A 21,033-nucleotide genomic window follows, 5' to 3' on the forward strand; every position below is an offset into this window, starting at 1 on the left:
TGAAGACTTTGTTCCTCACAATCATCTGGCACGTAAAAAGTCGATGCGGATATTGATCTTGAATATATCCGCGAGGGCTACCGGAGCGTTTGTGGTTAAACGGAAAATCCGTAGTGGGTACCGTCGGGTAACTCGATATCGAGACGCAGCTTGCTACCCGTTGCCTCAACGTAACGTTTGAGGGAAGACAGTTTCAGGTCGCGGCCAAACTTCTCCATGTCAGAAACCGTGGGTTGCTTGATACCAAGAGCCAGAGCTATTTCTCCTTGAGTCTTTTGTACCCGCTCACGGAGTTCTGCCAGATGGATGTTTAGCAACATCTCTGTTGCCGCAGCTTGTGCATTGGCAACAACTTCGGGCTTTTCATTTGCTAATATTTGATCAAGAGTTCTTGCCATAGTGTTTACTCCTTTTTTAGCTTTTCCAGATGTGCCGTGAACTCACGGTCAGCAATCGGAATCATCGTTTCAATAGCCCACATAACTACTCTTTACTCAATATAGGTCAAATGCTATATAGATAAAAAAAGTTGCGGAAAGAATGGGGGTTACGCCGCCAACGGTGACGAAAATGGAAAATAATGTAACAAAAGCTAGTATAGAAACATTAGTGCGCTATGCGCAAGCCTGTGGTATCCAGAACCCACAAATTACGTTGTAATTCTCTGTTCTATGGGGTTAGGGCATTACTAACCCTTCCTTCCATACTTTGACCCTATTAATGAAATTCTTGTAAAAGCAGGAGGTAAAATAATCGTGTGAATTAATTCCCCGCCCATCTTGGAAAACTGAGTATGACCACACTTGATGAATTGCTTGAAAAACGCAGCCCTGAAAGCCGCTATAGGATTGCTAAAAAAGTTGATGAAATGAAGCGGGAGATAGGGCTTTATCAGTTCCGCAAGGCCCGTGATGTTTTACAAACTGAGCTGGCAGCTGTGCTTGGGATCAAACAACCAACTGTTGCTAAAATGGAACAGTCTGATAATGACCCTTAAATATTATGGCGTTGTTTCAGTAAAAGCGGCAGAACTCGTCGTTCTGCCCGCTGAGGTTCGTGTCAGACTTGTCAAGCATGAGCGCGACAGCCAATGAAGTGGGAATCTTCGTGTTCAATCGGGTGGGGAATAGTCTTTGGTATTGGCAAAATTACCTTAGCTATGTAAGGGATATTATTCGATATGCAGAAATAGCTCATCGTATTTAATTCAAGGGGCTGGTCAATATAATTATTTCATTTAAAGTCCCATCACATAGAATTTATGAAAGATTATTCTCTTTAAGGTGCCTATTTTTATCCGTATTCTTGCATGATTGATGAAGACTTAAATTTAATTTTTCAGGATAAATAATCGTAGTTTTTCTCTTGTTGGATCTTTAAATTATGATACAGGTCATAAAATACAATATTTCATGATTCATATATTCGTAAATGAATATAAACTAAAAATGAGCAGCCATTGTCGCCAATATAAAATAATGGGGCAAAATAATGGAGAATGGAGTAAACCTGAATTATGAAGATATAACGGAAGAGAATTATATCCTAATAAATAATTTTTATAAGCGTGATATAGGGAGCTTGGATTATTTCGTTTGGAAAAATATGAAAGAAAAGAAGTATCATCTTTCCAGTGAGATAAAAGCATTTTTTTATAAAAGAAACGATATATGCTTGTCAATTCTTATAACAAGAAAGTGTGAATTCACTCTTAAACACAGACGAGTATCCATTAATATGCTTAGCGATTTTGGGATAGGTGAAAGTGTAAAATCACCAACTTTGATAATAGAAAGTGCTAAACAAACACATAGTAATGATGTAGATGCGACGGTTTGTTACTCAGATGAAAGAAAGATCAAATGTTATTCAAAAATTTTCGAAAAATACATCTGTAGCAGAGTGAACGTTTTTGATTTTACAGAAGTAGTAGTAGAAGAATGTACTAAAGTCAATGTAGACCTGAGAGATTTTAATGAAATAGATAATATTAATAAAATCAATTTTTTCGGCAGGGAAGTAAATAACAATTGGATTGCTTACTCAAAGCAGTGTCCTCATTACAGTGATATTAAGTTGTTAACTGTTGGGAAAGAACTCGCGATATTAGGTTTTGATGATACCACGGTAGAGGTGATAGGTTTATCAAATACAGCTCCCGGTACAATTATATCTGTGATTGATTCTTGTCTTGCTATTAGGACAAAATGCAGAATAATCTTACCAAATCCTATTTATTCTGAGCTACAAAGTAGATTGAGTAAACATAGTATTATAAATAAATTGAGCATGATGATTGCCTGGCATACCGAAGAAAACTTCAATTTGCGTCATGAGGATATATTTATCAGTAGAATCGACAAACGATAAGAGGAGTTTAAAATGGGCTGTATTTTTTGTCACCCAGAATCTTCCTTTGAAAAAGATAAAATACTTTTACAAGGAGAATATTTCTATGCGTTCGTACCTAAAGGCCAGATAATTGAGGGCTATATAATAATTGCCACCAATAAATGTGAGACTGATTTAGGGGGATACCGTTGCTTTGCAGAAATATACGATGAAGAGGTAATAAAAGAACTGAAACAGTTTAAGGATATAATAAATGATTTTTATCTCGAATATTACAATATAAGCAATCCTCTTTGCTATGAAAATGGACGAGCCGGTGGTTGTATCATCATGGACCCGAATCAAAAGTATTGTTACCATGCACATTTATGTTGTTTCCCTACCGAGATTGATCTTCATAATAAATTAAAGGATCAATTTAAAATACATACAATAGACTCATTGGATGAACTTAAGATGTTCGGTGAGGCTGGTCCCTATATTTACGTTGAAGATAGTGGTAATAAGTATATTTTTACGATAGGTGAATCAGATTTTATTGAGAGAGGAATGATAAGGACCGTATTGGCAAATAATTTAAATGTGCCTGAAAGATCCGATTGGAGAGATAATGAAGGAATAAATGAGATGGATGCGACTGCTAAAAAATTCAAATTATATCTTAGTAACCATATGGAGATTGGATAATGTTATATGCAGATGTAGCTTCTACTTCATGGCCAAAATCACAAGAAGTGAAGGACATGATAAATATGTATTTGGACACTCTTGGGGTAACTCCAGGGCGCTCTTTATCGCAACAATCTAAAAAGGTTACGGACCTCGTTGAAGAGTGCCGACACGAATTCATCGAACAAACAAAATTAAATGGTCATGGGACAGTAATTTTTAACTCAGGAGCCACATATTCACTCAACGAATGTATAAAAGGTACGCTTAAACCGGGTGATAATGTCATTACTACCCATTTAGAACATAACTCAGTACTTAGGCCGATAAACCATTTAAAAGATATTGGGGTAAGTAGTCAATTTATCGATGTGACAGAGGGTGAAATTGATATGTCGCATTTGGAGTTTTTATTAAAGAATAAGAAAACTAAGTTATTAGTGGTTCATAGTTGCTCTAATACTATTGGTACATTTTGTAATATAGATGAGATAGGAAAATTGGCACATTTATACGGTGCGATGGTTTTAGTTGATGGTTCTCAATCTTTTGGTTCACAAGCAATTGATTTATCGAAAGGTAATATTGATTACCTTGTTTTTAGCGGACACAAAAGTTTAGGAGGAGTATCAGGTATTGGGGGGTACTTTATTCTTGATAATGGATTTTCTCATAATGAATTAATCCAGGGTGGGACAGGTGTATTATCAAGATTAACTACACAACCAACTGGAATACCATACAAATATGAATCAGGAACTCAAAACACTATTGGCATACTTTCATTGCTAGCGTCTATAAGGCGTTTAAAAAAAATTGGAATAGAGAACATTCAAAATAAATTACAAACTTTGCGTACAACTCTTATTGATGAGTTATCACAATTAAATAAGGTTAAATTAATTTGCAAACATAAAGTCGGGTTACCAATAATTCTTTTTACAGTAGAAGGTTATCATCCCGGAGAAGTCTCTTATATACTAGAAAACAAATACAATATTATTACCCGTCCCGGATTACAATGCGCACCGTTAGCTCATAAAAAATTTGGAACTTATCCTGATGGCGCTGTTCGAGTTAGCCTTGATACGTCGCATACAAAGGAAGATATTTTGAGAATAAAATCTGCCTTAGTTAAAATCACTGAGGAAAATCATAAAGAAGATACTGATAATTAATGAGAATAGTTCAGGAAATTTTGGTGATTTAGCAATAAGCAAGCTGCGAGTAAAATATTTATAGTTCATTATTTTAATATTAAAAAACAACAAGTTACCGATAAGAAATAGCTTGGAAATCACTAGGGGAATTAATTTTATATTTATTTCAAAAGAATGAAAATATGTCATTAATCACCATTGGTAAATAATACAATGATATAACTTAATAAATATATGATTTTATAAGGAAGTGATATGCATTTAATTAACAACAATAGCATATGAGAATATATACCCTATGGATTTCAAGATGGATCGCGACGGCAAGGGAACGAATCCCCGGGAGCATAGATAACGATGTGACCGGGGTGAGTGAGTGCAGCCAACAAAGAGGCAACTTGAAAGATGATGGGTATAGATGAATATGCTTAACAAGAATGAACGTTATCTAATCGATTTAATGAGTGGTAAATTGAATTATATACATATTGATAGAAACGGAGATTTTAACAATACAAACATAGACTGGAAAGATACTTTAATTTTATCTGGTTCTTTTAATCCACTTCATAAAGGCCATGAAGAATTAAAAGAAATTGCTACAGCGATGACTAAAAGAAAACCCTATTATGAACTGTCAATCAAGAATGCGGTAAAACTTACCATTTCAACCGATGAAATTTTCGAGAGGATAAGACAATTTAAGGGGAAAGGTGATATAGTTTTAAGTGACGCTAAAATTTTTACTGAAAAATCGCATATTTACCAAGGGGCAATTTTTGTCATTGGCGCTGATTTATGCCAAGAAATTAATAATCCTATTTATTATGGAGGTGAGGAGGGATTAAAAAAATCTCTTATGACAATTAAGAATAATAATTGTAGATTTCTGGTGGCTGGACGTTTTTTTAATAATAAATATCATACAATTGATGATTTGATGAATATTAGCAAGGAACATCGATTTCTATTTGAATCTATTCCAGAAAAGCTATTTCGCTTAGATATATCATCAACAGAAATAAGGTTAATGAACAAAGAATAGGAGATAGGACATGAGTAAAGAAAATAATAAAAAACTGCTGGATGGCAAAATTAATTTAAATTCAACATATTTAACCAAAGAGATTCAGAGAAGATTAAAGCAAGCTTCATTTATATTTAATCCTAGTCATGGAACTTTACATTGCCAGTTAAATAGTTCACAAATTAAATTATTTTCTGAAATATGTATGTTCTTGGAACAGGATGATAACTTAGATATTCTTGCCTCTTGTATACACGACTTATGGTGTGCAAAATATTTAGTTGATAATAAAACTGCTATGCAAGACTCAATAACAAAACTTGAAATTGAGTACAACTTACAAGTTAATTTTTTAAAACCTTATCAAGCATTCACTGAAAAAGAAAAGAAGTTTGAGAAAAGGTTAATAAAGAGTGATCTGAGTATTATATTGGAAGTAATAAAAGAGACTTATTTATATGATGATAATATTGTGTCTGACAATTTTAATTATGAGAGCTTACTTTCTACCAACGATACTATTTTTTCTGATTTAATGACAATATTAGGCCACAGTGACAGCGTAATAGAAGTTGCAGCAAAAAGAATCCATGCTAGCTGGTTTGATATAATGAAAGAATTTTATGCCCATGATGAAAGAGTTCAATTCCAAGAAAAGCCAAACATTGACAACTCAGATTTTATAAAAAACAGGGATGGGATACGCATTGATCTCGCCGCTATTTATATAGTACTTATGGAAATAAAATATAATAACTTTTGCATGGAGATTTAAAATGATACATCTATTTCTATCACCTCATTTAGATGATGTAGCTTTAAGCGCTGGCGGTTTAATACATAAATTAGTTTCAGAAAATCAAAAGGTGGTTGTTTTAACATTTTTTACTGAATATGACGAAAATATTACATCTCATTATTCACATTCTGCACATAATGATAATATGTATTCATTTATAAAACTTTATTCAAAGCGAGTTAATGAGGATATTGCTTTTTGCAATAAATTATCAGCGATTCCAATACATGGTAAAATTTTAGATTGCATTTACAGAGCCGATCAATATGGTGAACCTATATATAAAAATTCCGCCATGATTTATAGTGGTCAGATACATAAATCGGATGATGCATCCGATATGGCTCAAGATCTCATCGACAAAACATTATTAAATTATCAACCTGATTATATATATGCCCCTTTGGGAATAGGTCGACATGTAGACCACATCATAATAAATAATCTTGTAAATAATATAAAAGGTTCACGTAAGTTAAAAATATTACTTTATGAAGATTTCCCTTATGTTTTAGGTGAATATCCTATTGTTAACCCTGATAGTTTGGAAAATGCTTTATTAAGAAATAACAAATTTGATAAATGTGCCATATTGGTGGATATTGATTTAAAAGAAAAAGCGCAAAACATCCTATTTTATGAGTCTCAATTAGAACCTTTGTTTGATAATAAAGAAAATATTTTGATTTCATTAGAGAAATATCATGGAACTATTAATGAAATAAAAGTTCAAGAGCGTTTTTGGTTAATTCAATAAAGGATTTGTAATGAAAAAGATATTCATAATATACCATGATCTTTTTTTGAATGGATATGGTGGGGTAGAAACGGTATGTTTTAATTTAATAAGTCTGATTGGCCGTGCCAACATTGAAATTGATTTCATTTTCATATCTCTAAATGAGAAAAATAGAGTTGAAAATCGTGCTTGGCTATCTAATACCCAACATATCTCCTTAGCATCAAGCAATGATAAGTCTCGCCAGGATATAGCATGTGAACTGTCCTTGATATTAGAAACATTTCACCCCGAGATTCTAATAAGTTTAGACACAACATCTTGTAATATTGCTCGACTTTCTTGTGAAAAGATTAATTTCCCGGTAAAAACTTATTCTTGGCTGCATACATCCATTAGAAATCCTACCCCACAGAAAATTAAAGATTTATTCTGTGCCGACGAGCACCTTGTCATCAGTTCTGGCTTAAGAGATCAAATGTTATCCTTTGGAATAAAAACAGAGAAGCTTCATCTTATTTTCAATCCTATCAAGATGAATCCCTTTATAATTCCTCAACCAAAACACATAGCTAGATTCTTATATGTTGGAAGAATTCTTGCCTATAAGTCAAAAAATTTAACTGAACTACTTTTAGCTCTTTCACAATTGCATGGTCATTGGGAGTTACATATAATAGGTTCTGGTGAAGATGAGGGTTATTTGAAAGAATTATCTTCGCAACTCAATATAAATAACAATATTATTTGGCACGGTTGGCAAGATCAGCCTTGGGAATTTGTGATGGATAATATAAAAGAGGTATCAGCTTTTATTTTAACATCAAAATATGAAGGTTTTGGCATGGTATTAGCGGAAGCAATATCTTATGGTATCTATTGTATAAGTTCAGATTGTCAATGTGGTCCGAGTGATATTATTAATGATTTTAATGGTGAGCTTTATAAGTCAGGTAGTATTCTTGAGTTATCTAAAAAATTACAACTCATTATTGATGAATGTAAAATAAGAGATCACCAAGCAATAAAAAATTCTATTGCCTTTCTTTATGAAGATAATTGCCTGTTAAGAATCATTAAGGCTTTACCTGTATTAGCTCAGATCTAATGTACGACAGTTATTAGTTCAAAAACGCGTTGCTATCTATCTCTAGTCAAATCGGAGGATTGGCAGCAGAATATGGCATCATTTTTCCGCAACGCTCCGCTGCCTGAAGCACTTGAGGATGTAAATAATGGATTAACTGCTATTGCACGCAGGGTTTTGAAACAACTCTATGAAGACTGGCTGATACTGATTCAACAAACAGAGGAAATAGAAGGAACCTTTAAGTCGCATTCATCGCAAACGGCTCAGTGGCAGCAATGCGGTATTTTAATCTAGGGTGCCAGAGCAGCCATAAAATAGATGTAATCGTTATAACTTGAATGGAATGGAGTTATCTCCTGAAGAATACAGGCCCTTCTTCACAGTGGTTAACAACGTCTTTTAGGCTCGTCGTTAAATAGGTGGAAAATGCCTCTTGTCCTACACTTCTGTCGTATATAGGTGCGGGTATAAATCGTCTCATTTCGTTGTGAAAGTGACCAGAAGCAACAATAATTTCAATCGAGTCGATTCTGGCTTGAAGCAATTCTTCAAAGTTATCAAGATGATAATCTGATACTTTTCTTTTAATGAGTTCTATGTCTGGTGTTGTATTTTGCTGGCTTAACCATAATAAATCCCACATATCGCGGTATCGAATGTGAGATGTAGCAGCAGGGAATGCTATCAGCTTATCGGCCATGATTTCAGGCAGGGTTTCGACAGACACAAGGACATCAGCATATCCGTCGGGTAACACCGAATAATTTCTCGTCAATGAACGGGGGGTGTTTGTATACGCAGGAATATTGGCGATTTCTATTTTTATGCGCTGTTTTGGCAGGTCTTTACGTTCAGGCGCAGTAGTGACGGATATTTGCCATTTATCCACTTTTACTTCTGCATACTCCGGTTTGTTTCGTAGTTCATTTGGTTCCTTTACCGTGACCTCAAGCCCATATCGTACACCCAGGTATTTCTCGATACATTCTTTGATTCTACTCAAATCAGCCGAACAGAAACCACGCCCACCAGCAAAACCCAGATCTTCGCTAAATCGGTTAGAGCCGTAGCAGAGCCTTAGCGATGTACCATCCTGAAAGGTAATCTCCTTGAGTAAACCGTCCTTAGAAAGACAAAACAGGATGTCATAATGCAACAGTTCTTTTTCTACAACTGGCCTTAGGTTTGCCAGTCTGTCCTGTTCAATGACTTCATCGACAATGGCGTTAAAGTTAACTTGGTTAGACATAGTTGAGTTCCTCCAGCTGAACTAAATGCATATTCCTCCCCACTCTTTTTTGGTCACGCAGAGCAGTCTCTTTTTTTGCGATACGCAGGGGGCCACGGCTTTCTAACGTTGCCTTCAGAATTTCGCTAGGCTCTCTGCTGGTGTGGGTGATTTCAATGACTCCCCACGGTGTTTTAAACTCTCCAACTCTGCCAGTAGACATGATTGTCAGGCGGTCGATTGGGATTTGTGAGATGAACCCATATTGAGATAAAGCTGACTCTAGGCTGATGTAATTATATTCGCCTCGTCGGATATTTTTGGCGATAGTCTCCAGGGGATAGCTTCCCATGCTGGCTCGCGTATAGACATAAACCCCTTTGGTAATGCGAAGTAACAGTCCGGCTTTGATGAGGCGATCAATAGATTTTTGCAATGTCCGAGAAGTCTCGTCAGCAAAGATGATTTCCAAATCCTGTAAAAGGAAAATGGCTCTTCCCATTTTGCTGAACTCATCTAATTTGTTAATTGCTGTGAGTCTATCCATTTTATTATCTTTACTCTAAAACCCCTTTAAAGGGTGTTTTGTGTATAGATATCCATCATGACAATTATTTGTATACATAAAACCCCATTTCCGGGGGATGTGTGTAAAAAGGAGTTAGGCCCAATGCCCTCCTTTTCGGAGAGCATTTGTATTGAATGAATTAATGTCTGGTTTACCCCTTGTTTTTGACACTATTGATAAACGTTTCTCGTGCAGTTGAAGATCCAAGGCGTTCCGCTTCATCCAGAAGATTAAGGGCCTTCTCAATATTGCCATTATTAATTTCCTTTTTAATTGCATCACTGAAATAACGTTCTGTATCATTCAGGACCGGTTTGACTTTTTGCGGAATAGGTGGCGTTACGGTGGCTTGTGTTGGCCCGACAATGATCGGTTCTTGTGCCGGACTTGAGAAGACTTGACCAATCGTAATATTGCCAGCGTTTTGTTCTGATTTTACTTTTAACTTCAACGTGCCGGTTTGCGTATGGCGGGCAACGGGATCGGGAATCTCGGGAACAGCATTACCGACGCCTTGAGCGTAAGCTTTGGCGGGATCAACCATTTGTGTGGATTTCTGCAAATCGGTACGGGTGGTGTAGACCAGTATGTAAATTTGTTGTTGCCCTAGTGCTGGCGTCAGTTTTAGTTTGCCTTCCAGCCGATCGGTGGACATGACACCCGGACGTTCATAGGGGAAATAACTGCTCGGGTAAAATGCGGCAGGGCGTAACCCTTGATCCAGTACTAAAACATTTGGTACGTAAACTTGTTTATCTTGCACTAAACTGCTCAGGGTAATATCCAGAGAGCCTCGGTTTGCCGGCAGCGAGAATGCCGCTATCGGCCCTTGAATATCTCCCTCATTAAGATGCTGCGACATGGCATTGAGGATAATGGTCTGTGTATCGCTGGTATTAATCGGTTGCCAGCTCAGTTTTTGTAATGCTGTTGTTGAGAGAGAAGGGACAATAGTGTCCTGTGTCGTGGTTGCTTGAGTTGTTGTAGTGATAGGTGTTGCATAGCTTATCAGAGGAGCTGCGCTACAGAGTAAAGCACTAAGGCAAAATGAGAGCAGTTTGGTTTTCATCTCTTACCCTTGTTCGGTTGAAAAAAAGAGACTGATACCCACGGTCAAGAGGTATATCAGTCCAAAAGGCGTTAACCATTACAAATCATTTGATCTGAGATCAAATCGTTGTAACCGGATTACCACCAAGCTTCGAATTGGGCGCCAAAGGTAAATTCATCATCGTCACCACGGCTGAATTTATGCGTTGCGGTATCACGGTAGGCCATTCCATCGATGTAACCGTCTTTTTTGTTCGCATTACCCCATTTTTCATCCCATTTTGCATAAGTGACGAACAGGCGAATGGCCGGACGCGACCAAATGCTGTCACCTGCCTGCCATTGTTGGGCTAGAGTGATTTTGTACTGATCATTGGTGTCATGAGTACGTTGGGATTTGACGTTATCATAGCCAATGTCCAGCAGGGTGCTCATCGTGGGCGTCCATTTGTACATTGGACGTACACCAACCGTATACCATGTGTTGCCATTGTTGTTGTCACGGTCAGTATCCTGATACATCGCTACGTACATGAGATCCCATTTTTCTGCGAGATTAATCGCGCCATGATTCAGAATACGTAGCATATAACCGTCATTGTTTACGCTGGCGCCTTCAGAATGACCGCTATTGGAGGAAGTCATGGAATCTGTCGCGTACTGTACGACAAATTTGTTGAAGCCCCCTAACATGCTCTGTGTATGTTCGGCGGTAAACATGAAACCATCTTTGGAAGCATGACGGTCAAGCTGGTAGTGGTCTCGTGCATTGGCACGCCCATAGTCAAAACCAAGTTCCAGATTACCGCCTGGGTTAACCTCCAAGCCGGATAGACGTATATCGTAGACATCATTGGAGGTGGGAATTTCTTTGCGCTGACCAGCAATCCAGCCATAAGAGCCACCAGATTCAGTGTTACGGGTGACGGCCAGAGAGAGCTTACTAAAGCCGAGATCAATATCTTGCAAGCCCGCCCCCGGACCAGAGATATCCCAGTAGTAGAAGTCAATCATATGCACGTCATGGCGCTGGTAGAAGCGTTTACCTGCCCATAATGTTGAACCGGGTAACCAGTCGATGACGTTCTTCGCTTGAACATTCACCTCACGGAACGCAGGGTCGGTGGATTCCCAATCATTTTTTTGCGCCACAGAATAAGCCACGTTGGTATCGAAGTAGAAACTCTTATTGCCATCCTTCCATAGCTCTTGGCCTAGCTTAAGCTCAGCATAGGTTTCACATTCATTACCTAAACGGTATTTGCTCTGTGCGCCAGTGCTTTGGAAACACTGTTGCTCACCGCCGCTACCGGTCCAACCAATACCAGAACGGGCGTAGCCGTGGAATTCTACGGCTGACGCTTGAATAGACAGTAATCCGGCCATAATGGTTAGTGAGATAGGTAATATACGCATTGATTTCATCAAGTATTCTCCTGTCGTTTTTTGATTAGCTCAGGCTTAAACCCCGGGTTCTTCATGCAGACGTTGGCATGCCGTTCCGTCTTCCCGGAATAAATGGCAGCGGTGAGGGGGTAGCCCGATGGTGAAGGTGGACCCTTCTTCCACCAGCACAACATCAGGCTGGCGGTAAACCAGATTTTGATGAATGGCCGGGATTTCAATGTGAACCTGGGTTTCATTGCCTAACTGCTCGACAACCTGCACTATGCCTTCCAACGTGACATCAGCGATATCACTTGGCAGGAGGTGTTCAGGACGTATCCCTAGAGAGACATTACTGCCTACTTTTACCCCCTTGCTTTCTACGGGCAGCCAGATTTGTTGTTGGTTGGGCAGAGTAATCTGTACCTGATCAATAGCGGTAGCCGTGACTTTAACTGGCAGGAAATTCATTTTGGGTGAACCAATAAAGCTGGCAACAAAGCGATTAACCGGGTAATGGTAAAGTTCAAGAGGTTTGCCAATCTGGGCAACATCTCCACCATCCAGTACCACGATTCTGTCGGCCAGCGTCATCGCTTCAACCTGATCGTGGGTGACATAAATCATCGTACGTTGCAATCGTTTGTGCAGGCGTGAGATTTCAATGCGCATTTGGACCCGCAGCGCGGCGTCCAGGTTGGAAAGAGGTTCGTCTAACAGAAAAACACTGGGTTCAGCGACCAGAGTACGGCCAATAGCAACGCGTTGACGTTGCCCACCTGATAGGGCTTTAGGGCGGCGATCAAGCAGGTGAGCGAGTTGGAGCATCTCGGCAATTTGCTTTACCCGTTGCTGAATATCACTTTTTTTGGCGCCAGCCAGCTTCATGCCAAATGACATATTGTCTGCAACAGACAGGTGGGGATACAGGGCATAAGACTGAAAAACCATCCCAACGCCGCGTTTGGCGGGAGGCACATCGTTCATTCGAATGTTATTGATCAGCAAATCACCGGAAGTCACATCTTCCAGACCCGCAATCATCCTTAATATTGTCGATTTTCCACAACCTGATGGACCGACAAAAACGATAAATTCGCCTTCTTGTATCTCAAGGTTGATGTTCTTGGAAATAATAGTTTCACCATAAGCCTTCGATACATTATGTAATGTGACGCTCGACATGTGTTCCCCCGGACTTATCACCGCAATTCGCGGTGAAAAATGATAAACCAGAGTGTGTTTAAGATGGCGGGTGAGTAAATCCTCCATACCCAAGTTTTTTATGGGGGAGGCGCTAGGAGGATGAAATAAGCGTTGTTGAGCTGGTTAGGTATGAGCTACTGGATAAATTGTGATATTTATCGCAAAAAAAGATGCCCCTTTTTGTGGTCAACGGCACGCTTCTTCTGTTTTTGTAATAGAGATCACAACCATTCCGGGCAGGGAGTAGAGTAGGGGAGGATGAGTCTTTCCATTGTTAATTGCACACTAGATCAGCACTCTCCGCCAATGTAACAAAACAGTTCACTCTGAACCTACTTAAACTATAAGGACGGAATGATGATAAAAACAACCTTAAAAGTAGGCGCCCGTACCTTAGCGCTTTCTGTTTTAGCCACGCTGGTGTTATCTGCCTCTGCTTTTGCAAAAATAGAGGAAGGTAAGCTAGTTATCTGGATCAACGGTGATAAAGGCTACAATGGCCTGGCACAAGTTGGTGAGAAGTTTGAGAAAGATACGGGTGTCAATGTTACGGTTGAGCATCCAGACAAGCTTGCAGAGAAGTATTCACAGGTTGCAGCAACCGGCGATGGGCCGGATATTATTTTCTGGGCTCATGATCGCTTTGGCGGTTACGCACAGTCTGGTCTGGTGACAGAAATCACGCCGGATCAGAGCTTCAAAGATAAGCTATTCCCGTTTACCTGGGATGCTGTGCGCTACGACGGTAAACTGGTTGGTTACCCTATCGCGGTTGAAGCCCTCTCTCTTATCTACAATAAAGATTTGGTGAAGACGCCACCAAAAACTTGGGAAGAGATCCCCGCTCTGGATAAGGAACTGAAGAGCAAAGGCAAAAGCGCTATTATGTTTAATCTGCAAGAGCCATATTTCTCTTGGCCGTTGATTGCCGCGGACGGAGGATATGCTTTCAAGATGGAAAACGGCTCATATGATGTGAAGAACGTCGGAGTGAATAATGCGGGTTCCAAAGCAGGGCTGCGTTTCATTATAGATTTGGTGAGAAATAAGCATCTAAATGTAGATACTGACTATTCCATTGCTGAGGCGGCGTTCAACAAAGGTGAAACGGCGATGACCATCAACGGTCCGTGGGCGTGGGCCAATATCGACAAGAGCAAGGTAAATTACGGTGTGGCGTTGTTGCCGACTTTTAAAGGCCATCCATCTAAGCCGTTTGTTGGTGTATTGACGGCAGGTATCAATACTGCCAGCCCAAATAAAGAGCTAGCGAAGGAGTTCTTGGAAAACTACTTGCTGACTAACGAAGGTCTGGAGATGGTGAATCGGGATAAGCCGTTGGGGGCAGTGTCATTGAAATCCTATCACGATATTCTGGCTAAGGACCCACGTATTGCTGCCACGATGGAAAATGCTAAAAACGGCGAAATCATGCCAAACGTCTCACAAATGAGCGGTTTTTGGTATGCCATGCGCAACGCTGTGGTTAATGCGTTGGCTGGCCGTCAGACCGTTGATGCCGCACTAAGTGATGCAGAAACCCGTATAACTAAGTAACCTGTGAGAACTCTTTTTTGAAGGAGTTCTCTTTCCTGCAACCAGTAAGGATGCCTGTTTGCAGGAAGATTGATTAAGCTATCCGCAAAGCTGTTATGTCGTAGTAAAAAGGAAGAGCATTATGTCAGCGACGCTCGAAAAAACATCATGGTGGCAGCATTCTGCTCTGAAATGGTTTGCAGTGAGCTTGTGTGTACTCTTTACCGGTTATTTGGTGGTATTGATGTACTCACAGGGAGAGTATCTATTCGCAATGCTGACGTTGGTATTGTTAAGTACAGGGATTTATGTTTTTTCCAACCGCAATACTTATGCTTGGCGCTATACCTATCCGGGCGTAGCAGGAATGGGATTGTTTGTACTGTTTCCGCTCATTTGCACCATTGCTATCGCCTTCACCAACTATAGTAGTATCAATCAACTGACTTTTGAACGCGCACAATCTGTCCTGATGAGCCGTCAGTATCAGTCAGGGCAAGCATTGACTTTTAAGCTCTATCCAAAATCGGATTTGTGGGTTTTGGCACTGAGTATACCGAGCCAAACGAAGCAACTAGTGTCCGAACCGTTTTCGCTGTCAGCAATGGAAGAGACGACTCTGCATGTGTATGAGCAGGATAATCTTGAGAACGGTGAAGCAGCGACATTGCGCATTATTACCCAGAATCGACAGGCATTGAACCAGTTGGTTGTTGTTTTACCGGATGGTAACCGGCTGAAAATGAGTTCGCTACGTCAATTCTCTGGAGTGCACCCTCAATACTCTCTTGAGGAAGATGGTGAGTCCCTCACCGACAATCAAACAGGTACGCTTTATCGCCCCAATACCGATACCGGTTTCTATCAATCTGTCAATGCTGAGGGAACATGGGGTAATGAGACTTTGACGCCAGGATTTACTGTTACCATCGGCTGGAAAAATTTCCTGCGGGTGATACAGGATGAAGGTATTCAGAAACCATTCCTCGCTATTTTCGTTTGGACAGTTGTGTTTTCTCTGTTCACTGTGGTGCTGACAGTTGCTGTTGGCATGGTTTTGGCTTGCATCGTGCAGTGGGAAGCGCTGAAAGGTCGTGCTGTTTATCGCGTGTTGTTGATCTTACCCTATGCAGTACCATCGTTTATTTCTATTTTGATTTTCAAGGGGTTGTTTAACCAAAGTTTTGGTGAGATCAATCTGTTGCTTAACGGTCTATTCGGTCTTAAACCGGCTTGGTTTACCGATCCAACGATGGCGCGAACCATGCTGATTGTAGTGAATGCCTGGCTTGGATATCCCTACATGATGATCCTCTGCATGGGGTTGTTGAAGGCAATACCCGATGATCTGTATGAAGCATCGGCAATGGATGGCGCAGGGCCGTTTCAGAACTTTTTTAAGATTACTTTCCCGTTGTTGATAAAACCATTGACGCCGCTGATGATTGCCAGCTTTGCCTTTAACTTTAACAACTTTGTTCTGATTCAGTTGTTAACCCTTGGTGGACCAGATCGCATTGGCACCACGACGCCGGCAGGCTATACCGATTTACTGGTGAGTTACACTTACCGTATTGCTTTCGACGGCAGTAGTGGGCAGGACTTTGGCTTGGCTGCGGCGATTGCGACAGTGATCTTTTTGTTGGTTGGTGCACTGGCGGTTATTAACCTGAAAGCTACCCGTATTAAATTTGACTAAGGAAGGAATGCAATGGCAATGGTTCAACCCAAATCACAGAAATGGCGTTTGTTAGCGACACATTTGTTGATGTTTACCTTTATTGCCATGATCTTATTCCCTCTACTGATGGTTATTACTATCTCCCTGCGGCCGGGGAACTTTGCTACGGGGAGTTTGATCCCGGAAAATATCTCTTGGGAACATTGGAAATTGGCACTGGGTTACAGTGTGGTATCACCGGATGGCCGTGTTACTCCGCCACCTTTCCCGGTTATGCTATGGCTCTGGAACTCTGTTAAGGTGGCCTTTATTACCGCTGTAGGTATCGTTACCTTATCAACGACTTGTGCTTATGCTTTTGCCCGTATGCATTTTCGCGGTAAAAGTACTTTACTGAAAGGCATGCTCATTTTTCAGATGTTCCCGGCGGTACTTTCCTTGGTGGCGCTGTATGCTTTGTTTGATCGACTAGGGGAATATGTACCGTTTATTGGCCTTAATACCCACGGTGGTGTGATTTTTGCTTACTTGGGGGGCATTGCGTTGCATGTCTGGACGATTAAAGGTTATTTTGAAACTATTGACGGTTCTCTGGAAGAGGCTGCCGCGCTTGATGGCGCGACACCGTGGCAAGCTTTCCGTATGGTGCTGCTACCGCTTTCGGTACCGATTCTGGCAGTGGTATTCATTCTTTCCTTCATTGGTGTGATTACGGAAGTGCCTGTTGCCTCACTGCTTTTGCGAGATGTGAACAATTACACTTTGGCGGTGGGCATGCAGCAGTACCTTAACCCACAGAACTATCTTTGGGGAGATTTTGCCGCCGCTGCTGTGCTCTCGGCACTCCCGATTACCATCGTCTTCTTGGTTGCTCAGCGCTGGTTGGTCAGTGGTTTGACCGCCGGGGGAGTAAAAGGCTAATCGCAATATTCTCAATGTGAATCCCTTTAATAGATTGAGATTAAAGGGATTCACGGAAGTATCAATTATTGCTGGTGGTGAACTTGACGATTTAATTGCCATGACAGGAGATCGGTAAATGCCTGCCAACGTTTGAACTGTTTGGTTTGGTCTGCTGTCATTGGCTGGGGGTCACCGAGTAATAATCCTGTTTGATTTGCCCACGGTCGAAATTCACCTTTGCCTATCATGACATAAGCTCCTTGCTGTGTAATAGTGACTTCCGGGTTATATCCTTGACACCAGATAGGGTCTAGATGTTCAGCCAGCAAATTACAGCCGGTACGGTAATAAGCTGTATGTGACAAGCTCAAATGGTAGAGGGTTGGCCAAATGTCTTTATGACTGCCGACTCTGGTAGCATCAAAAGTTGCGTTTTGGCGATAAGCGGGCGGCACGTAGAGATAAAACGGTACACCGTGGCCGATTGCCAACTCATGAGCATCTGGATAACTGATACCTCGAATATTATGGTCACCGGTTGCCGCAATAATGGTATGGGAAGCCAATGACTGAGATTTTACCCAACTAATAAATTGTCCTAATTGATCATTGGCGTAACGCAGGGTATGAAAAACCTCTTGTAACTCACTACCACTAGCCAAATGACTTAAACGTTGTTTCTCGGTATCACTCAGCTTGATGTCGGTTTTCTGATAACCTGCCGGCGATTTATACGGTGGGTGATGGGTAGTAGACAATGACATAATCAGAACATGTTCCCCGTTCTTTTCTGCCTGAATCAGGCGATCTTTAATATAACGGAACATAAACTCATCAGGCACACCCCAAGTACCAAATTGGGCTTCTGGATAGCGTTTTTTCAGCCCATTCTGATCGATGAATTCACTAACGCCCAAGTTTGGCAAGAACTGATTCAAATTACGCCATGCTCCGTTACCGGATGTGACGAAGATAATTTTGTAACCATTCGCCAGATAGGGTTTGAACATATTGCTGGTGAAATCGAGATGCTGCGCGGTGGATTGACTGACTGCGCTGTTTGGGCTGCGGATCAAGAAACGGCTTAAACTATCAATGGTGCCATCTCCTTCAGAAATGAAACGTTCAAAACGCCAGTCGTTTTGCCAGTGCTGGCGTAGAGCGCCAAAAACATCAAGATCTGGGCGATCCAAACTTTGTAGGTGATAACCCATACTCTCCATGACGTTAAATATTACATGAGGCGGATTTTTTTGAGCGGTGGGATTATCGGCAGTTTTAGCCATAAACGGTGACAGATTTGCGGGGGTTGGCTTCTCTAGAAAATGGTTTAATAACCAGCTACCTTGTGCATCTGTTGCTTCTGGGAAGTGGCTGTTTTTGTAATGATCATTAAACGCCCAATTCAGTGCCATTGGGCCATTAGGTGTCAGCATATTAAGTATTTTGACTTCTGAAACTTGTGTATTGGACTGACGTAGTGGAAAGGTGCCTATGGAGCCACGCATGCCAATGAAACAGACAGTCAAAATAACCAACGTCGCCATCGCAGAAACCGGCAGACTGGTTTTGCGCTCTGTGCGTGAAATAAGGTAGCGTTGCCAGAGCAGACAGAGCCAGAAAACAGTCATTGCGAACAGCGCTAAACAGAGCAAACTTTCAATCACGGGATAGTCGTTCCATAGGGTGTGCAGCACGGCTTGCGTATCATCTTCCACTAAGCCGAAGATGAAAATATCGAACGACCGTTCATAAGTGGCATAGTAGTAAACATTACTTACCGTCAAAGCCCCGACTACGGTATTGAGTGTTGTTGCCAACCACGGATAGGCGTGTTGCCATATGTTGAAGCTGTTTTTATTAATGGCAAATAAGCTAGCAATCAGCAGACAAGGCACAAACAGCAGACTGGCAATACGAATATCAAACAATCCGCCGATCCAGAACATTCGTTCCACGTCTTGAGTAGAGTCAATGAAGAGCTGATAACTGCCATAAGTTAAGAGAAGATAGATTCTTCCCGCCATTTGTGTTGCTACCGTTAGCAACCAGGGAAGTAAAAGTGCGATAAAAGCCAGTTTAAATCTGGAAAACCACATAATGCCTTCTTATTGGTAATAGATTGATAAGGTTAATTTAGTGTTTATCAGGTCAAGATCCTATCTCATCCAGCAATTTACTGCCTATCTCATTGGGTTATTTTATTTGCTATTCAGGAACCCGCCGAGCCCTCTCTGTAGAAAATGGCATTATCGGCAGGGAAGCACTGAAAGTTCAGCTTAACAGCGTCTGGGAAATTATTCATGAATATAAGCCAGATAATATCGTTACGTCCGGTTGCAAATAAAGGTAAAAAACCCAGCTTAATCTGGGGTCAATATTGGTGGTCTTACACGAAAGGTCATCGAAGTGAATATTGACCTTAACCCCAAAATCGGCGCGGACTGGTGCTTTAAAGGGCAGCAAAATGTGGCAGTGACTTAAATATGTGAAAGAGTTCATGAAGGCGTTTTCATTACAACAACGGCCTGGAATGAAAAAATGCGTGTATTGCCATGATGAAAGTTTATTTATCACCAGCCCCAATATACCGGATTAATATCTCGATGCTTTTGGGGTTTTATATTTCCTCCGCATCGGATGAAAATTTACGGCGATTTTTATTCATTCCATACCCTACATTGATAGCGATTAATCAGCTATTTTATGTGATATTTATCACATTTTTTCATGTCCATATGATAAATATCGTGATCTTGTGGTCATAATATTTAGAGAGCGAAATTCTCTGTTATTTGTCTCCACTCCATCCTACTCAGTTGGACGCGGTCTATTGTTCTCTCTAACGCCACGTATTAAATGATGGCTATTTTACGCTGTCATTTTTTTACCGCGGAACAGACCGCCGCTATTTAAAAGAGCCGCATGTCATGGCTCATTTAATGGCTTCTTGCGTTATCCCCGTTTCAGGATAATGGTTCAATTATGTAGGGTTTCAAATATGGATGGATTAGTTTTCACCTGCCGAATTGGCGCACTGCCCCAAACCACCTTTCAGGTAGCGCAATTTACTTTACAGGAAGAGCTGTCGCAGCTTTATCGCCTGACGTTAAAAGTGGTGAGCTCACGTGATGACATTCCCCTGAATGAACAGCTGGGGGACAGCGCGTCACTGACCATTACCCGCAATGGCGTCACCGAACGGACCATTAATGGGTTGATAGCTGGTGCTGAACAGGGTAATACCGATGGTCGTCGCACTTTTTATATTTTCACTGTCCGCCCCACAATGTGGCTGATGACGCTCAATCAGGATAGCCGTATTTTCCATCGGCAGTCCGTACCGGAAATCTTAACGATCCTGCTTAAAGAGCATCGTATTTTATTTACCCGCGATACGCTCTATAAACGCCATGTCGAACGGGAATACACCACGCAAAAACGCGAATCCGCCTATGATTTCTGGTGTCGGCTGGCGGCGGAAGAGGGCATTGTCTTCTGGTTTGAGGAGAAACAGACGTTGTTCTGTGATTGCCGCCTGGGCATGCAGGCGGATATCGATCTGACTTACAATACGCATCCTGAAACGGACGAGACCGATACCACGGCGTACCAATGGAGTTATGGCGAATACCTGTG

General features: G+C 40.9%; 21 protein-coding genes and 1 pseudogene. 15 read left to right on the top strand and 7 right to left on the bottom strand.

Going from position 1 to position 21,033, the window contains the following annotated elements; translation table 11 throughout:
* Positions 1 to 95 precede the first annotated feature (95 nt).
* A complete protein-coding gene (locus LGZ98_RS19915; RefSeq protein WP_113044228.1) occupies positions 96 to 398 on the bottom strand; it encodes a transcriptional regulator ProR in 303 nt (100 codons plus the stop codon).
* Positions 399 to 525: 127 nt separating this feature from the next.
* Here LGZ98_RS19915 and LGZ98_RS19920 point away from each other — a divergent pair.
* From LGZ98_RS19920 to LGZ98_RS19970, 11 genes and pseudogenes are all read left to right on the top strand, one after another.
* Positions 526 to 660, top strand: a pseudogene (locus LGZ98_RS19920) (helix-turn-helix domain-containing protein); the annotation flags it as partial.
* 133 nt (positions 661 to 793) lie between these two features.
* The gene (locus LGZ98_RS19925; RefSeq protein WP_113044229.1) at positions 794 to 997 is read left to right on the top strand and encodes a helix-turn-helix domain-containing protein; all 204 of its coding nucleotides are present in this window, start codon (positions 794 to 796) and stop codon (positions 995 to 997) included.
* 494 nt (positions 998 to 1,491) lie between these two features.
* Positions 1,492 to 2,370, top strand: coding sequence for a hypothetical protein (locus tag LGZ98_RS19930; RefSeq protein WP_262978457.1), 879 nt, complete (start codon positions 1,492 to 1,494; stop codon positions 2,368 to 2,370).
* A gap of 12 nt (positions 2,371 to 2,382) precedes the next feature.
* A complete protein-coding gene (locus tag LGZ98_RS19935) occupies positions 2,383 to 3,039 on the top strand; it encodes a hypothetical protein (protein WP_113044231.1) in 657 nt (218 codons plus the stop codon).
* Positions 3,039 to 4,199 (top strand): aminotransferase class V-fold PLP-dependent enzyme, encoded by a 1,161-nt coding sequence (locus LGZ98_RS19940; RefSeq protein ID WP_228901086.1) that lies wholly within the window; start codon positions 3,039 to 3,041, stop codon positions 4,197 to 4,199. The genes LGZ98_RS19935 and LGZ98_RS19940 overlap by 1 nt, the downstream gene beginning before the upstream one ends.
* A gap of 263 nt (positions 4,200 to 4,462) precedes the next feature.
* Positions 4,463 to 4,603 (top strand): hypothetical protein, encoded by a 141-nt coding sequence (locus tag LGZ98_RS19945; protein ID WP_158536624.1) that lies wholly within the window; start codon positions 4,463 to 4,465, stop codon positions 4,601 to 4,603.
* A complete protein-coding gene (locus LGZ98_RS19950) occupies positions 4,600 to 5,226 on the top strand; it encodes a nucleotidyl transferase family protein (RefSeq protein WP_113044233.1) in 627 nt (208 codons plus the stop codon). The genes LGZ98_RS19945 and LGZ98_RS19950 overlap by 4 nt, the downstream gene beginning before the upstream one ends.
* A gap of 10 nt (positions 5,227 to 5,236) precedes the next feature.
* Positions 5,237 to 5,983: a hypothetical protein gene (locus tag LGZ98_RS19955; protein WP_113044234.1), complete on the top strand. Its 747-nt coding sequence runs from the start codon at positions 5,237 to 5,239 to the stop codon at positions 5,981 to 5,983.
* 1 nt (position 5,984) lies between these two features.
* On the top strand, positions 5,985 to 6,764 hold the full coding sequence (locus tag LGZ98_RS19960) for a PIG-L family deacetylase (protein ID WP_113044235.1): 780 nt from the start codon (positions 5,985 to 5,987) through the stop codon (positions 6,762 to 6,764).
* A 10-nt stretch (positions 6,765 to 6,774) separates the two neighbouring features.
* Complete coding sequence (waaB, locus tag LGZ98_RS19965; protein ID WP_262978458.1) at positions 6,775 to 7,854, top strand: lipopolysaccharide 1,6-galactosyltransferase; 1,080 nt, start codon at positions 6,775 to 6,777, stop codon at positions 7,852 to 7,854.
* A 72-nt stretch (positions 7,855 to 7,926) separates the two neighbouring features.
* The gene (locus tag LGZ98_RS19970) at positions 7,927 to 8,130 is read left to right on the top strand and encodes a hypothetical protein (RefSeq protein WP_113044237.1); all 204 of its coding nucleotides are present in this window, start codon (positions 7,927 to 7,929) and stop codon (positions 8,128 to 8,130) included.
* Between the two features lie 55 nt (positions 8,131 to 8,185).
* On the opposite strand, the gene LGZ98_RS19975 is transcribed toward LGZ98_RS19970, so the two are convergent.
* From LGZ98_RS19975 to malK, 5 genes are all read right to left on the bottom strand, one after another.
* Positions 8,186 to 9,085, bottom strand: a complete 900-nt coding sequence (locus LGZ98_RS19975; RefSeq protein ID WP_387491060.1) for a nucleotidyl transferase AbiEii/AbiGii toxin family protein — start codon at positions 9,083 to 9,085, stop codon at positions 8,186 to 8,188.
* Positions 9,078 to 9,611, bottom strand: a complete 534-nt coding sequence (gene abiEi / locus LGZ98_RS19980) for a type IV toxin-antitoxin system AbiEi family antitoxin (RefSeq protein ID WP_113044238.1) — start codon at positions 9,609 to 9,611, stop codon at positions 9,078 to 9,080. The genes LGZ98_RS19975 and abiEi overlap by 8 nt, the downstream gene beginning before the upstream one ends.
* A 172-nt stretch (positions 9,612 to 9,783) precedes the next feature.
* Positions 9,784 to 10,701, bottom strand: a complete 918-nt coding sequence (malM, locus tag LGZ98_RS19985) for a maltose operon protein MalM (protein WP_113044239.1) — start codon at positions 10,699 to 10,701, stop codon at positions 9,784 to 9,786.
* A 119-nt stretch (positions 10,702 to 10,820) separates the two neighbouring features.
* Complete coding sequence (locus tag LGZ98_RS19990; protein ID WP_113044240.1) at positions 10,821 to 12,107, bottom strand: maltoporin; 1,287 nt, start codon at positions 12,105 to 12,107, stop codon at positions 10,821 to 10,823.
* Positions 12,108 to 12,143: 36 nt separating this feature from the next.
* Positions 12,144 to 13,253: a maltose/maltodextrin ABC transporter ATP-binding protein MalK gene (gene malK / locus LGZ98_RS19995; protein WP_112879315.1), complete on the bottom strand. Its 1,110-nt coding sequence runs from the start codon at positions 13,251 to 13,253 to the stop codon at positions 12,144 to 12,146.
* 378 nt (positions 13,254 to 13,631) lie between these two features.
* Between malK and malE the strand changes: the two genes are divergently transcribed.
* From malE to malG, 3 genes are all read left to right on the top strand, one after another.
* The gene (gene malE / locus LGZ98_RS20000) at positions 13,632 to 14,831 is read left to right on the top strand and encodes a maltose/maltodextrin ABC transporter substrate-binding protein MalE (RefSeq protein WP_113044241.1); all 1,200 of its coding nucleotides are present in this window, start codon (positions 13,632 to 13,634) and stop codon (positions 14,829 to 14,831) included.
* Between the two features lie 121 nt (positions 14,832 to 14,952).
* Complete coding sequence (malF, locus tag LGZ98_RS20005; RefSeq protein WP_113044242.1) at positions 14,953 to 16,509, top strand: maltose ABC transporter permease MalF; 1,557 nt, start codon at positions 14,953 to 14,955, stop codon at positions 16,507 to 16,509.
* A gap of 12 nt (positions 16,510 to 16,521) precedes the next feature.
* The gene (gene malG / locus LGZ98_RS20010; protein WP_011144846.1) at positions 16,522 to 17,412 is read left to right on the top strand and encodes a maltose ABC transporter permease MalG; all 891 of its coding nucleotides are present in this window, start codon (positions 16,522 to 16,524) and stop codon (positions 17,410 to 17,412) included.
* Between the two features lie 65 nt (positions 17,413 to 17,477).
* Here the strand turns inward: malG and LGZ98_RS20015 are convergent, their stop codons facing one another.
* Positions 17,478 to 19,493: an LTA synthase family protein gene (locus tag LGZ98_RS20015; RefSeq protein ID WP_113044243.1), complete on the bottom strand. Its 2,016-nt coding sequence runs from the start codon at positions 19,491 to 19,493 to the stop codon at positions 17,478 to 17,480.
* 875 nt (positions 19,494 to 20,368) lie between these two features.
* Here LGZ98_RS20015 and LGZ98_RS20020 point away from each other — a divergent pair.
* On the top strand, positions 20,369 to 21,033 hold a 665-nt coding region (locus LGZ98_RS20020; protein ID WP_262978459.1), incomplete at its 3' end, for a contractile injection system protein, VgrG/Pvc8 family.

Source organism: Photorhabdus kayaii, assembly GCF_025384895.1.
Classification (GTDB): Bacteria; Pseudomonadota; Gammaproteobacteria; order Enterobacterales; family Enterobacteriaceae; genus Photorhabdus; species Photorhabdus kayaii.